Origin of the sequence: Lysinibacillus sp. NPDC058147, from assembly GCF_042884205.1 — a bacterium.
In the GTDB taxonomy this organism is placed as follows: domain Bacteria; phylum Bacillota; class Bacilli; order Bacillales_A; family Planococcaceae; genus Lysinibacillus.
Genome location: NZ_JBHVUJ010000001.1, coordinates 1 through 14,033, shown reverse-complemented (window position 1 = coordinate 14,033; position 14,033 = coordinate 1). Strand labels below are relative to the sequence as shown.

At 37.7% G+C, this 14,033-nt stretch carries 11 protein-coding genes and 1 tRNA gene; 2 read left to right on the top strand and 10 right to left on the bottom strand.

All coding sequences use genetic code 11. The features are described from left to right. Positions 1-131: 131 nt before the first annotated feature. The 4 genes from menB to ACFVT8_RS00045 all read right to left on the bottom strand — a co-directional run bounded on the left by menB (position 132) and on the right by ACFVT8_RS00045 (position 4,914). On the bottom strand, positions 132-950 hold the full coding sequence (menB, locus tag ACFVT8_RS00060; protein ID WP_132364614.1) for a 1,4-dihydroxy-2-naphthoyl-CoA synthase: 819 nt from the start codon (positions 948-950) through the stop codon (positions 132-134). Between the two features lie 64 nt (positions 951-1,014). Beyond that, on the bottom strand, positions 1,015-1,824 hold the full coding sequence (gene menH, locus ACFVT8_RS00055) for a 2-succinyl-6-hydroxy-2,4-cyclohexadiene-1-carboxylate synthase (RefSeq protein WP_387082521.1): 810 nt from the start codon (positions 1,822-1,824) through the stop codon (positions 1,015-1,017). Then, on the bottom strand, positions 1,812-3,536 hold the full coding sequence (gene menD, locus ACFVT8_RS00050) for a 2-succinyl-5-enolpyruvyl-6-hydroxy-3-cyclohexene-1-carboxylic-acid synthase (RefSeq protein ID WP_387082522.1): 1,725 nt from the start codon (positions 3,534-3,536) through the stop codon (positions 1,812-1,814). The genes menH and menD overlap by 13 nt, the downstream gene beginning before the upstream one ends. After that, entirely contained in the window at positions 3,529-4,914 is a 1,386-nt protein-coding gene (locus tag ACFVT8_RS00045; protein WP_387082523.1) for an isochorismate synthase, read from the bottom strand. The genes menD and ACFVT8_RS00045 overlap by 8 nt, the downstream gene beginning before the upstream one ends. Before the next feature lie 347 nt (positions 4,915-5,261). Between ACFVT8_RS00045 and ACFVT8_RS00040 the strand changes: the two genes are divergently transcribed. Next, positions 5,262-6,182: a 1,4-dihydroxy-2-naphthoate polyprenyltransferase gene (locus ACFVT8_RS00040; RefSeq protein WP_387082524.1), complete on the top strand. Its 921-nt coding sequence runs from the start codon at positions 5,262-5,264 to the stop codon at positions 6,180-6,182. A gap of 27 nt (positions 6,183-6,209) precedes the next feature. Here ACFVT8_RS00040 and ACFVT8_RS00035 read toward each other — a convergent pair whose 3' ends face one another. The 4 genes from ACFVT8_RS00035 to dpaL form a co-directional block, all read right to left on the bottom strand. After that, the gene (locus tag ACFVT8_RS00035; RefSeq protein WP_387082525.1) at positions 6,210-7,136 is read right to left on the bottom strand and encodes a dipeptidase; all 927 of its coding nucleotides are present in this window, start codon (positions 7,134-7,136) and stop codon (positions 6,210-6,212) included. Positions 7,137-7,181: 45 nt separating this feature from the next. After that, a complete protein-coding gene (locus ACFVT8_RS00030; protein ID WP_387082562.1) occupies positions 7,182-7,619 on the bottom strand; it encodes a TraR/DksA C4-type zinc finger protein in 438 nt (145 codons plus the stop codon). Between the two features lie 90 nt (positions 7,620-7,709). After that, complete coding sequence (locus ACFVT8_RS00025) at positions 7,710-8,468, bottom strand: MerR family transcriptional regulator (protein WP_387082526.1); 759 nt, start codon at positions 8,466-8,468, stop codon at positions 7,710-7,712. 212 nt (positions 8,469-8,680) lie between these two features. Then, a complete protein-coding gene (dpaL, locus tag ACFVT8_RS00020) occupies positions 8,681-9,892 on the bottom strand; it encodes a diaminopropionate ammonia-lyase (RefSeq protein WP_387082527.1) in 1,212 nt (403 codons plus the stop codon). Positions 9,893-10,043: 151 nt separating this feature from the next. On the opposite strand from dpaL, the gene ACFVT8_RS00015 reads away from it, so the two are divergent. Further along, positions 10,044-10,682 carry an NAD(P)H-binding protein gene (locus ACFVT8_RS00015; protein ID WP_387082528.1) on the top strand — a complete coding sequence of 213 codons (639 nt, stop codon included), beginning with the start codon at positions 10,044-10,046 and terminating at the stop codon, positions 10,680-10,682. A 111-nt stretch (positions 10,683-10,793) separates the two neighbouring features. On the opposite strand, the gene ACFVT8_RS00010 is transcribed toward ACFVT8_RS00015, so the two are convergent. Together ACFVT8_RS00010 and ACFVT8_RS00005 are read right to left on the bottom strand one after the other, a co-directional pair. After that, positions 10,794-13,571, bottom strand: coding sequence for an S-layer homology domain-containing protein (locus ACFVT8_RS00010; RefSeq protein ID WP_387082529.1), 2,778 nt, complete (start codon positions 13,569-13,571; stop codon positions 10,794-10,796). Positions 13,572-13,960: 389 nt separating this feature from the next. Next, positions 13,961-14,032: transfer RNA gene (locus ACFVT8_RS00005), tRNA-Glu, on the bottom strand. Between the last annotated feature and the right edge of the window lies 1 nt (position 14,033).

Below are 14,033 nucleotides of genomic sequence, written 5' to 3'. Positions count from 1 at the left end.
CGCTAACTCACCATGTTCCGACACTAAGCCATAACTTTCCATCGCTCTAGCAAGTCTATCCGTCTCGCTCCTTTAGATATACAAAAAGCTCGTATCTCATTAAGATACGAGCCGTTAAACGCTTCAGATAATCAAGGGAATCTTGGGAATTGACCGAAATCTGGTTGACGTTTTTCTTTGAATGCGTCACGACCTTCTTTAGCTTCATCTGTTGTGTAGTAAAGAAGAGTAGCGTCGCCAGCCATTTGTTGAAGACCTGCTAGACCGTCTGTATCTGCATTCATTGCTGCTTTTAAGAAGCGTAGAGCAGTTGGAGACATTTGCAGCATTTCTTCACACCATTGTACAGTTTCATCTTCTAATTGCTCATAAGGAACAACTGTGTTAACTAATCCCATATCAAGTGCTTGCTGTGCATCATATTGACGACAAAGGTACCAAATTTCACGCGCCTTTTTATGACCGATAATACGTGCAAGATAGCCTGAGCCATAACCAGCATCGAATGAACCAACTTTTGGTCCAGTTTGTCCAAAGCGAGCGTTGTCAGCAGCAATTGTTAAGTCACAGACAACGTGTAATACGTGTCCTCCACCGATTGCATAACCTGCAACCATCGCTACTACAGGTTTTGGAATAACACGGATTAAACGTTGTAAATCAAGAACGTTTAGACGTGGGATCTCATCTTCACCAACGTAGCCGCCATGACCGCGTACTTTTTGGTCTCCACCTGAACAGAAGGCATGCTCACCTTCACCAGTTAAAATAATAACTCCAACATTTTTGTCATCACGCGCACGTGAGAAAGCATCGATCATTTCCATTACCGTTTTTGGTCGGAATGCGTTGCGCACTTCTGGACGGTTGATCGTAATTTTTGCGATACCGTTATAGAACTCATACTTAATGTCTTCATAAGTATGTAAACTTGTCCATTGACGTGTCATTGAATTGCCTCCTAATAATTAAATTCGTCTCGTTCTAAATCGAGGCGATAACGTAAAAATTTTATTACGTTAAATACTCCTCTACTATTGTAGCAAACTCAGCGGGATTTTCCACATGAATTGCATGTCCAGCGTCATTTACTGTCGTATGCTTGGCATTTTTTAATAACGCTTTCATTTCTAGTGCGATTTTACAAAATTTTTCATCGAGTGAGCCTGTAATTAAAAGAACAGGATATTCAAGCTTATCCAATGACGTCCAATTTGAAGGCTGACTGCCTGTACCAATCCCTCGTAAGCTACTTGCTAAACCTTCCTCTTTCTGAGAAAGTCGTTCTAACCGAATCGCTTCTTGTACACTGTGCGGTAAACGCTTTTGAGATTCAAACAAAGGAATGTTCTCCCATGCATTAACAAATGATAACAAACCGTTACTAATTATCTTCTCTGCTAGAGCGTTATCCCTTGCACGACGTTCAGAACGTTCCTTTGAGGTTTGTAAACCTGGCGAAGCACTTTCTAAAATCAGCTTTTCAATTCGTTCAGGATAGGAGATTGCATACGATAATGTAACTCTCCCTCCCATTGAATAGCCTAACAACGTAAATTTCTTGAGCTGTAGTTGGCCAAAAACTTCCTCTAAATCTTGGATTTGCTCTTGCATAGAAAAACGACTAATTTGCTGTGGTATAGCTGTTTGACCATGCCCAATTAAATCAATGGCAATAACTCGTACACTAGGTAGAGCTTTAGCTAAATTTCGCCATGTAGCCGTACTACCTGTAAAACCATGCAATGCCACAAGCGTTTGCTCCGCTTCTTCATTCCAGATTTCCACGTATGTTTCAAGCCCTCGAATCATTAGCTTTGCCATGCTTTTAATCCCGCATTAATGCGATTCCACAGCGCTCGATGCGCATACACATTTTCCTCTCGATTGGTGAAAATTTCGATTAAGCGCATTGGTCGTTTTTTAATCGTAGTGAACTTTACTGTTAGCTCTGAAATATCATCTACGCGTATATAATCCATATCGTACATATTGGCAATATCATGGAATTTAAGGGCGGTAGGTGTACCAAATAAATCTTCATAATGTGCCTCAACTGTAGATTGTGGTAAATAAGAGAAAATGCCGCCGCCATCATTATTCATGACGATAATAGTCAAATTGCAATCCTGGTATCTTGAAGCAATAAGACCGTTGACATCATGTAAAAAGGCCAAATCGCCAATAAGTAAGTAGGTTTCGCGGTTATTTCCTTGACTAAAGCCCATTGCGGTTGATACGACGCCATCAATACCATTCGTACCACGATTCGCAACAATACGAATATCCTTTGGTGTCGCCATTAAAAATGTATCAATATCACGCACTGGCATACTGCTACTAACAAAAATATCACTGCCATTAGGGATCATTTTTAGTAATCGACTTACCATTGCTCCCTCATCAATCGCACCATCAGCATAATGTTCAATATACTCAAGTGCAATATCATTAGCATCCTGCCACTCAGCTAAATACTCAGTTTCTAAGGCTGTTTCAGAGATTTCTAATTGCGTTAGCCACTCACCAATACTTGCATGAACAAAATGAGTAGACACACCTGTAGAATCACGGAACATCGGATCTTCATCGACAGCAATATAAGCATTAGGCTGCGATTTAGTAATAAATTGCATGATAAATTTAGAAACAGGCTGTGCTCCTAAACGTAGTACCGTATCTGGTTCAACTAATGCTTTAAAATCTTCACTTTTCATAATGGCATCGTACGTAGTAATCATATAAGGTAGACAATCTACTGGGACAGATGATCGCATATTAGATAAACTCTCGACAATGACCGGCCATTTTAATTGGCGAATAAACTCCCATATAATAGTTAAATCTGTGCCGAGCGGTAGTTCACCAATAATTACAAAACCTCTTTTAGTTGCACTTAAAATCTTCGATAGCTCTTGTTGAGTGGCCATTGAAGGTACTAACTGACCCATACTACTGTGCTTAAATGTCGCTTCTGGAAGTTCCTCTTGAAAATCAATCAACAAAGGTTCTCTGAACGGTACATTAATATGCACTGGTCCAAATGGTGCGCTCATTGCCACCGCTACCGCACGTGCAATATGACGCTCAATAAACGGCAATGTTGGTGCGGCACCATCTGCCAAAGGGAAATCCACGCTCCATTTGGCATTTGTACCATATAAATTTGTCTGATTAATGGCCTGTGGTGCACCCACCTCTCGCAATTCATGTGGACGATCAGCTGTGATGACAATCAACGGCACACGGGCATAGTTTGCCTCAACAATAGCAGGAAAATAGTTTGCCGCAGCCGTTCCTGATGTACATAAAAGAACAACAGGTTTTGCTGTAGCCTTTGCAATTCCTAGCGCAAAAAATGCAGCAGATCGTTCATCAACTTGACGATACATATGGAGCTGTTTCGTCGATGCAAATGCATAGGCTAAAGGTGTCGAACGTGAGCCTGGGCTGACAACAACGTTTTCAACACCAGCTTGCACTAATGATGCCGCCATTTTATAAACATAATCCGTTAAAATTTTCCGTTCACTCATGTATTTGTCCTCCTAGCGCACGAAGCATTGGACGGAATTTCACTAATGTTTCCTCATATTCAGATTGTGGCTCTGAATCTGCTACTATACCGCCACCAGCATATAAATAAGCTTTATCCTTAAGTAAAGCAGCCGAACGAATGGCCACTGCAAATTCCCCATTACCGTCAGCATCTACCCATCCTATTGGGGCAGCGTAAAGTCCACGATTCATAGGCTCATACTTACGTATAACTGCCATTGCCTCTTTCCTTGGCACACCACCTAAAGCTGGCGTTGGATGCAAAGATTTTGTCAGTTGTAATATTGTTGCCTCATTATTTAACTGACCTTCGACGGGTGTATATAAATGTTGTATATCTCTAATCTTTAGTAAGCGAGGGCCATCTGGTATTTTCATCTCTACACAATTTTTCCGGAATGTTTCCGCAATCATATCGACAACATATTGATGCTCGCCACCATTTTTCGAATCATTTAATAAGCTTTGTCCATAGGCTTCATCTTCCTCTGCTGTCTTACCACGTTTAATAGAGCCTGCCACACAAGATGAAAAGGCTCGGCCCTCTTCTACTTTTACAAGACGTTCAGGGGACGCACCAAAGAACAATAATTCTTGACGTTCTAAACCAAATAAATAGCTCTCTGGCTGCTCATGAATAATTTGTGAGAGTACCTGTGGCGAAGAAACCATTTCTTTAAATTGCAATGCTAGTGAGCGTGCAATAACGACTTTATCTGCCTTCTTCTTCTTAATCAATGCAGTTACTTGATCAATCGAAGCTAAATACGGCTCCTTATATGGCTCAAAATAACTTGTGATTTCAGGCTTTGAATACGTTTTCACTTCTTTTACTTGAGCGGCATGAATTAAATGATCTCGCTCTTTACGTAGTACTTCAAATTGAGACGCTGCCTGCTCATTTTTTGAAATAAGATGAATACTTACAAACGCTTTGTCATCACGGATGACAAGCTGGTATGTTGCGAGTGCAAAATAAGCCTCTGGAAAGTCCGTCCACTCCCCAGCTACATTATTTTGTGGATCGAATGTAAATCCGCCAAACAAAATTGGCTGTAGCTCGCTTTGTCCCTTCACACAGTTTTTCGTTAAACTTTTCCATTCTGCTTCTACTGCATCGAAGCGATCATTTTTGGCGTTACTTTGAATTGTATAGGCATGTCCTAGCCCTACTAATGTCATTGTTTTTTCTCTATTTTGCCAATAAAATCGTTCACCTTTATAATGCTCCTCGCCCGCTGCATAAAATGCGAGCGCCGATAAGCGACTAACTTCAATTGTTTCCATATAAAAATGAAGGCTTTGGCCCAAAGAGTCCACTTCTACCTCTGTGGCTTGGTACCACTTCTGTTGCATGAAAATTACCTCCGTTGTTGCAATGTACATAATGAATGACGCACGGTATGTTTTGTACTCGTTCTACACTTTCAGACATAAATTGATCAAAGCTTTTCATCATAAAGTGAGCGTTTGTACTTTTACTACATCATATTCTTTTGTTAAATAGCTGTTTTTTTTTATTTGCTAGCCTATTCTTCGTACTGTTGCTTTTATCTTAATTATTGTTTTCAGTTCATAAATGCATGTTCTATTGTATCATTTTTTTAATTGAACTGTATGTAATAAGCTGTGAACCTATCCATTTTCTCATTCTTCGTATAAAATAAGAATAGTCTACAACATTTGAAGGAGAGAAAGACCTTATGACCAAAGTCATTGAAGCTGATAGGGGTTTTAAAGTTTGGTGGCATTTAACACGTCCACATACTTTAACCGCTTCATTCGTTCCAGTATTTTTAGGAACAGCGATTGCCTTAGCAATTGAAAAACAAACAATTGATTTTGGACTATTTTTTGCTATGCTCATTGCAAGTATGCTTATACAAGCGGCAACAAATATGTTCAATGAATATTACGATTACAAATTAGGATTAGACAATGAAAATTCTGTCGGTATCGGCGGAACGATTGTACGTCACGGTGTTCAACCAAAAACAATTATGATGATTGCCTTAAGCTTTTACGCAATCGCTATGCTGCTTGGCATTTACATATGTGCCTCTACCTCTTGGTGGCTTGCTGCTGTTGGACTTGTTTGTATGCTTATTGGTTTTTTATATACCGGAGGACCATACCCAATAGCCTATTCACCATTCGGAGAATTTGTATCTGGCGCTGTTATGGGAATGGGTATTGTCTTAATCGCCTTTTATATTCAAACACTTACAGTAACATTTGATGCTATTTTGCTTTCAGTACCGAGTATGATTTTAGTTGGGGCTATCATGCTGTCCAACAATATCCGTGATATCGTGGGCGATACAGAGGGTGGTCGAAAAACGCTTGCTATTTTAGTAGGTCGAGACAATGCCATTTCTGTACTATCTGGCTTTTTTATCGTTTCGTACTTATGGGTAATCGCTCTTGTAGCAATTGATGGTATTACTTTTTGGGCTCTAATTATTTTCTTAAGTGTGCCAAAACCGCTTCGTGCGATTCAAATTTTCCGCGATAAAAAAGAAGCGAAAGAAGTTATGCCTGCGATGAAATTTACAGCGCAAACAAATACATTTTTCGGCTTCCTCTTAGGAATCGGTTTATTAATTCAATATTTCTTTTATTAAGATCTATAACTAAATGATGCAGCAGCCTTAACGGGCTGCTGCATTTTTTACATAGCATCTAAAATTTTCACTTGCAATACCACGAACTTCTTCGGTTGAAAAATGTTCATGTAACACCTCTAACAAATTTTGAGCCTCTCCTGCGTGCGCTAATCCTTTTACAGTAACATCTATTCCATCGAAGTCTGAACCTAGTCCAAGGTGCTCTACCCCTACTATATTTGCTAGATGCTTTACATGCGCTACTAAATCAGCCATCGTAGCATTATCATGGATAAAATGCGGGTAGTAAACGACATGTATATGACCTCCATGCTTGACTAGTGCTTTTGCTTGAGCATCCGTTAAATTTCTTGGATGATCACAAATTTCACGTGCATTACTATGGCTCGCAACGATATGCTTCGCTAGTGGCAAGACATCCCAGAAACTCTGTTCATTTAAATGGGAAACATCGATAATAATATCTCTTTCATTTAGCAAGTTTATAACCTCTTTACCAAATGGTTTTAAACCAAGGCTTGCATCCTGTTCAGCACCGTGGGCCACAGCATTTTCTTCATTCCACGTTAAGCCAACTAGCTTCACACCTGCATCTAATATTGCAGAAAGCTTTGCTAAATCTTCGCCGATTGGACCACAGCCCTCTAAGCTTAAAATTGCACCAATTTCATGCGGAGCTAAAGTATCTAATTGCGACCAATCTGTAATATGCACCATCCCCTCAGTCTGTAATACATGTGTATGGAAGGCTTCAATTTGCCGCACCGCCTCTAAAAATTGCAGACTTTGTGGAATTTTAGGATTAATAAAAATAGCAAATACTTGTGCTTTAACCCGCCCTAATTGTAATCGCTGTTGATTGGCTTGCAAACGTACATCATCTTCAAATTTTGCCGCTTCTAAAGTTGTTAATTTCAATAGAGCATCGCAGTGTAAATCAATTATGTCCATATTTTCACCTCATACAGCTATTATACTGCCTATGTGTGAAAATGCTTACAAACTTTTATCTTGTGGCGTATCAGAAGAACCAAATTCCTCAAGTTCTATAAAATCATCCGATCTTGGCGTAGAAGACAACACATCTTCCTCCACTGGCCTTAAATTATCCTCTTTGTGCTCTGCATGCTCAACACATGTCAATGCTTTCGGCATAGCTTCTAAGCGGCCAATGGGAATCTCTTCACCACATACAACGCATTTACCATACGTTCCGTCATCCATCGCTTGTAGTGCAGCCTTTATTTCTTCAGCATCGTCACCCCGGTGCTCATCAATCGCCATTTCCGTTAGCTGATCTGTTAAATCACTCGCATTGTCAGCTGGATGATTATCATAATTAGATAGCTCTGTCGCTTGTGGACGCTCTGATTCTTCAAGTTGTTGTTCTATTTCCTGTAGCTCCTGCTCCAATTGCTTTCTAAATTTCTCCATTAATTGTGGGTTCAAAAAAATCTCCTCCTCATGCCTTCATTTTTTCCTAAATTAATATTTCTAAAACATGAAAGCATGAGGATGAATCACTTATTTTATATAATTAATGATGGCATCATGTAAAAATTGTGCTGCGCCTTTAGAAACGCGCTCATCGTAATAAGCTGAGAAGCGTTCATCCGCTATATACATCTGAGCTATACCTGCATGTGCCACCTTAGAATATTGTGACCATGAAAAGCTTAGCCAACGCTTATGAAGCTCCGCTACTTCCATTGCCACATCGTTGTTCGTATCGCCGATTTCCATCGCTTCTTTTAAACGATCAAATAATTGCTGTTCTAGCTGCTGCATTGCCTCATACTGTTCCTCTGTCATATTCATTAGCTTAGCATTCGATGTTTCAACTGTTTTGTCACCATATTTTGCACGAATTTCTTGACCATATTGCTTTTCATTTTCCTCGATTAGCTTCTCTTTAAATCCATTAAATTTCTCTTCATTTGTCATTGGTTGTTCCTCCTCAATAGATTGAATGGTTTTTTCCACTGTTTGTAGTATCTTCTCCAGCTGCTCCTTGCGTGTCAGTAAAGCAGCACGATGGGTTTTGAGTGCCTCTCTATGTTGGAAATCTGGCGCTTGAATAATTTCCTTAATTGTTGCTAACTTCATATCTAATGCTCTATAAAATAAAATTTGCTGGAGCATATCAACTTCAAATTGTCCGTAAAATCGATAGCCCGTCTCATTGGTTCTTGCAGGCTTTAGTAATCCAATTTCATCATAATAACGCAGCGTTCTTGTGCTAACCCCTGATAATTGAGCAAGCTCTTGAATTGTGTATTCCATAATTTTCACCTCCACTAAAGCTACTGTAAATGTTTACGCAACGTTAAGGTCAAGAAAAAAATTAAAAAAAATTAGCTCTTTACTATAACATTGAGTTGATTCCCTTAAGCCTGGGCGAACTTATATAAATTACATCCGTATTATTAAATTCAATACATGTGAATGAAAAAAGCAAACTAGAACGTTTTTTCACTAGTTTGCTATTGATTCAGTTAAATTTTTGCATACTTGCCATGCCACACTATATTTCTGTAGTTATCTACATCTGTGTCGCCTTCAGTATTAATAAACAATACTCGCGAATTTTCATCCAATTGTAATGTTTCCTTCAGTTCTGTATATTGCTCATCCGTCATCAATTCATAGAAACATCCAACTGGGGCAGCTCCCGATTCTCCAGCAATAATTCGTGCATCTGTTGCTAGAGGATTTCCTAGAATGCGCATACCCGTTGCCGCAACTTCCTCATCACAGCAAATACTGACCTTCGTATAAGTCTTTAACAAATTCCAAGCTTGTGGATTTGGCTCACCGCATGCAAGGCCAGCCATAATTGTTTGCATCTCTCCACCAACCGTTACAAACTGTTCATCTCCTGCTTTAAAGCTTTCATAATAGCAATTCGCTACAATAGGCTCAACTAAGACAAATGTAATCTCTTGCTCATAATATTGTTGGAGGAAAGCTACAACTGCCCCTGCAAAAGAGCCAACCCCAGCTTGTAAAAATACATGGGTAGGTGCTTTTTCCAATTGCTCAACGGCTTCTTTTATTAGTGTTGTATAGCCTTGCATAATCCATAAAGGAATTTCCTCATAGCCTTCCCACATCGTATCCTGAATAACGACCCATCCATTTTCTGTTGCTAGTTGTGACGTATAACGAACTGTATCATCATAATTCATTGTCGTTATTTCAGCATATGCACCTTCATTTTTAATATTTTGGAGACGCTCCTCTGCACTACCAGCGGGCATATAAATGCGGGCTTTCAAACCAAGCTCTCTAGCAGCCCAAGCCACTCCACGACCATGATTGCTATCTGTCGTTGAAATAAACGTTAAGTCCCCAAGTTGCTTCTTTACTTCAGGTGATTTAAGCTGCTCAAACGATAGCTCATCAATATTTCTATTTAACATTTCAGCAACATACTGCCCAATTGCATACACGCCACCTAATACTTTAAATGCATTTAAGCCAAATCGATAAGATTCATCTTTAACAAAAACATTTCGTACCCCAACGAATGATGCAAAAGCATTTAAGCTACGTAATGGAGTGCCTTCAAACTCTTCATATGTACGCTGAAATCTACCAACACGATTTACTTGCTCTGGTGAAAAATTACGTAGAAAAGGTACTACTTGTTCTACATTTTTCTGTAACAAATATTGTTGGTTGTTAGTCCATAATAAATTCCCCATCCATATCCCCCTAGTTTTTGTTCTATTTTCATCTTAGCTTATAGATTCACAAAACAAAACCACATTACATACTTTATAAAAAAAGAAAAATTTGAATCCTTTTGAAGGAGTCTATCGTATATCTACTAACATATTCAATGGGAGGTATATAATGGATATCCCTTTTAAAATAGCGATTATTGGAGGAACAGGGAAAGTAGGAAGACATATAGCAACTCGTGCAATACAAAATGGCTATCAAGTTCGGATGCTTGTTAGAAATCCTGAAAAGTTACTATATAAAAATGATGCAATTGAAATAGTGAAAGGGCAAGTACAGGATATAGAAAACATCCGAGAACTTCTTAAAGATTGTCAAGTTGTTATTAATACTTTTGGTCAACCAACTAAAGAGGAACCTATATATAGCAAAGTGACAAATAATATTTTTAATGTGATGAAAGATTTAAACATTAGTCGCTATATAGGTGTTTCCGGTGGTTCTCTTACGATTAAAGAGGACAAAAAAAGCATAATGAATCGTTTTGGAGCAAAGATGTTTGAAGTTTTCTTTCCGAAAATGATGCAAGATAAAAAATCGGAATGGGGATTTTTATCAAATAATAAACAGATCAAATGGACACTTATTAGATTGCCATTTGTAAAAGATAGTTTATCATCAAAACAGATAAGGGAAAACCTTACTGATATGCCTGGTACAAAAATTACGAATCAAGATATAGCCACTTTTATCATTGATCAAATTGATAGTACAAAGTATGTGCATAAAGCACCGTTTATCTCCCATTAATTTTATAGCAATAAAATGACATAGAAAAATAGCATGCTAAGAATGTATCTAGCATGCTATTTTTTATTGTGTAAAGACAAATATTATGGAAATCTTGTTAATCTCTTATATTTATCTTTGTACCGTAATTGTTTGGGAACTAAAATCTAATTTATTCCCACTGACATCCGTAATCGCATTACTTTGGGATGCTTGAATCTTAACACTTCTTCCGTTTTCAAATAATTTCTGTGTCGTTGTAATTAGTACGCTATTATTGCTTTGTAATCCAGTTGTTGCTGTTACTGGTAAATCGTTCACTTCAATATTAAAGTCCATACTTCTAACGTTCGTTACGGCCTCACTAAAAGTAAGCACTAATGTTTCTGAATTCATAACATAAACATTCGTAACCTTTGGTGCAATATTTTCTTTAAGGTCAATTAATGTTCGCACTTCGTCCATTAATTCCATAGAATTTGCAGCTCTTAAGCCTCTAATCGTGATATTACGTATGCCACTATTATAATTCGAATCCTTTTTTAATGTAAGCTTAATACGATTTAAATTGGATCCCTCTACAATTGCACTCTCTACCTGAGCACCATCAATACTATAATTTTGAACGTTTTGAGCAAGTGCTGGATCTACAGGATAATTGAAATTTAAATAAACAATATTATTATCTTTTATAGAAGATGGATCTGTTACAGATGTTTGAATTGCATTGTTGGTCGGCAATAATGCAAGTTTATAATTATTTATATTTAAATCACCATTACGTGTAAATTTAACATTTTTCACTTCATAGACTGGCACACCGTATAAATTTGTAACATTAAATAAATTTAATTTGCCGTCGTAAAGAGCTCCCTTTATATCATGACTTAATAGTAAATCTGCCATTTTAACACGTAATTTCGTTGGTTGATCTTTTACGATCCGAATATCACTTTGAGATCCTCTTGATACCTCATACAAAATATAGTTATTCATATAGCTTCCAGTAAATGATGCTTTTGCGTTAACGCCTAACTGTACTGGCTTATCGAAAGTTAATTGTAAATATTCTACACTATCCTCGTAAACAATTTCAGAATTCAGTAGGGCAGGCGCTTTGTCATCTCTTATAAAGTTATACAAAGTTGAGAATGTTGCCGTTTCACCTGATAAGTCAGTGATTACACTACCAGGTGCTGTCCCAATCGTTGTATTTCCTAGAAGCGTACTTCTTGGATCCACCGTCACATTAAATAAACGGCCATTTTTCGGATCTTTCTCTACAGTATTCACGGAAATTGAAGTCTGACCGCTCTTTACTGAAAGATCATATCGAGTAAGTGGTTGAATATCCTCTGAGAACAATAGCTGGAACGTATTTGGTCCAGTTTGTGTTACAGAAGATAGTGTCGGAGGAACTCCATCCTTATCTCCCTTTTTCACTGTTACGGTAGAAGAGTTTGGTGAAATTATGTTCCCTGCTAAATCTGCTGCCCCTACGAATGTAATTTGGATAGGTGTACTAGGAGCTAAATAAACACCATTTACTGTTGCAGCTGATAAATCAAAAGTCGCTTCAGTTGCGTTTTGCTCAATGCTTCCAACTATATTCGATACCTTTGTACCACTTGCTAATGTAAATTGAATGCGCTCATTTGCGAATGCTGCCATCGGCTTAGAAAACTGTACTTTAACAATTGAAGAATTTTTTCCTTGCGTTGTTCCTAAAATCGTAGGCGTTTGCGTATCCCCAGCAATAACAAAGTTCGCATCTACTTTTTGAAGCACTAAGCCCTTTTCAGATTTGATGTTATTAAACACATAACGATGTGTACCTTTTAATGGCTCATTCATTGTAAAGATGATTGATTTTCGATCTGCACTGATTTCTGTTTTCACTACAGAAAGTGCTTTTAAAGTATCCACATTAGAGAAAGCTACAACATTATCCTGTAATTTCCCATCTGCTTTTAGCACAGACAGTGGGTCAATTGCTTGGTTGAAAACAACTTTAATCTGAGAAGCATTAATCCCCTCAATTGATTGTACATTTAGCTCATTGACTTCATATGTAACAACAGCGGAATATGGTTTGTCATTAATTTTAAAATCTACCTTCGTCTCCACATTTTCAGTAAGAGGCTTTGCTAATGTTACCTTATGGCTTGTCCCATCTGTTAATGTTACTTGTAGTGTATTTGCATCTACAACTTTAACAGTTTGGATGGACACTTCAGGACCTTTTACCATTTCAGTGATATTTGTCATCGAACGATGTAAAAATGACGCAAATTGACCACGTGTTAAAGTGTTTTTCGGATTAAATGTCTTTACATTTGTAATTTTCGCATATTCTAATGCGATGATGGCTTCACGATTTTCTGTTGAAGCTACTTTTAAATCCGTAATAGAAGATTGGAACTTTTCTTTTTTATACATCGCAATTAAATCGATATCGTAAACTTTTTCAATCGCACGTACTAAAATAGAAGCCATTTGTTCACGTGAGATATTCTCAGAAGGTAATAACTTATTGTTAGTCCCTTTGAAAATACCAGTATCATTTATAAGCGCAGCATATTGTAGTAATTCTTTATCTTTTGAAGATGTAGGCAAGTCTGTAAAACGTACTTTTTTAGTGTAGTCTGCTGGCACTTGGAAGTGTTCTGATACAAGCCATTTCCCTAAAAATTTTGTTACATTGCCTTTCGTAAGGACCCCGTTTGGCTTAAACGAACCGTCTGGATATCCACCTACAATTTTTGCATCTGCTAGTGCCAAAATGGTATCTTTGTGGTCACTTTTTGCAATATCTGTAAAGTTAGCAGCACTTGCAGTAGGCACAATAGCTGCAGCAACCAATGCAGCAGATGCTGTACTCATAATCCATTTACTTTGCTTTTTTTTCATTTTTATTACCTCCAACTAATTCTATTCATTCCCATTATAAAAGAAAGATACATATATTCCAAAGAATATACCAATATTATATTGAATTACCATGGATTATTTGTCCAATTAGTAGTAGGTACAGAGTAAATTTAGTTTATATTAGATTTTTCTATATAAAATTGCATAATTTCATTGCTAGTTTGGGAGATGATGAAAATAGGAATAGTTTTCTTAGTAAGCGTGCCAGCATAAAATCAATTATGATCAGTTATTAGAGGAAGAATAAATCTAAGCCTTATATTAATTTTATAATGCTTTAGTTAGATTGTAGAGCCACTGTTACACATAATTTGATAAAGTATAAAAAAAATGCAGTAGATGTAAGTTACATCTACTGCATTTCAGTATGACCCGTACGGGATTCGAACCCGTGTTACCGCCGTGAAAGGGCGGTGTCTTAACCACTTGACCAACGGGCCA